The organism is Serratia sp. 506_PEND (genome assembly GCF_001076875.1).
In the GTDB taxonomy this organism is placed as follows: Bacteria; Pseudomonadota; Gammaproteobacteria; order Enterobacterales; family Enterobacteriaceae; genus Serratia; species Serratia marcescens.
Map to the genome: position 1 here is coordinate 671 of NZ_JVEL01000363.1, position 978 is coordinate 1,648.

Consider the following 978-nt stretch of genomic DNA (forward strand, 5'->3'; position numbering starts at 1 on the left):
GCGCAGCCCCGAGCGCGCGCCGCGGGGGAACCACGCTGAACGTCATAGGTGAGGAATGGCAACATGTCGCTGGCAGAAACGGCTACGGTCACCCTGAAACACCCCCGGCGCACCGCCCGTCCCGCGCTCAATCGGCTCGAACGCGCCGAGCGCTTCTGGGGCTGGGTGATGATCCTGCCGCTGCTTTTGGGGGTGACGGTGTTTTACCTGATCCCCTTCTTGCAAAACATCTTTTACAGCTTTACCGATCTCAACCAATTCATGCGCTGGAGCAGCATCAGCGTCGATAACTATCTCAACCTGTTCGAAGACGACGACTTTTACACCGCCGCCGCCAACACCCTGTTCTACGTGGTGGTCTGCGTGCCGATCAGCCTGAGCCTGTCGCTGCTGCTGGCGATCGGCCTCAACCAGAATATCCGCGGCAAAGGCCTGCTGCGCACCCTGCTGTTCCTGCCGGCAGTCACCATGCCCGCGGCGGTGGCCATGGTGTGGCAATGGCTGTTCAACAAGGACTTCGGCCTGATCAACCAGGCGCTGGGCCTGCTGCACATTGCGCCGGTCGCCTGGCTGTCCGATCCGGACGTGGTGCGCATCAGCGTATCCATCATCATCATCTGGTCGTCGCTGGCGCTGAAGATCATCATTTTGCTGGCCGGACTGCAGAGCATTCCACGCCAGTTGTACGAAGCGGCGGATATCGACGGCATCGGCACCCTGCGGCGCTTCTTCTGCATCACGCTGCCGATGATGGTGCCGACGCTGTTCTTCGTGTCGGTGATGAGCTTTATCGAGATCCTGCAAGTCTTTGACGTGGTGTTCCTGATGTTCGACCGCGCGCTGGTGGAAAACGACGTGATGACCGTCACCAACCTGTTCTACAAGTACGCGTTTTACCTGCAGGAAAAAGGTTACGCCTCCGCCATCACCGTGGTGCTGTTCGCCGTCACGCTGGTGATCACCCTGATTCAAATGGCG

The 978-nt window shown here is 59.7% G+C and carries 1 protein-coding gene; it reads left to right on the forward strand.

All coding sequences use genetic code 11. The features are described 5' to 3' along the window. Positions 1-63: 63 nt before the first annotated feature. The coding region (locus ADK28_RS11720; protein ID WP_048795724.1) for a carbohydrate ABC transporter permease at positions 64-978 on the forward strand (915 nt) is incomplete at its 3' end.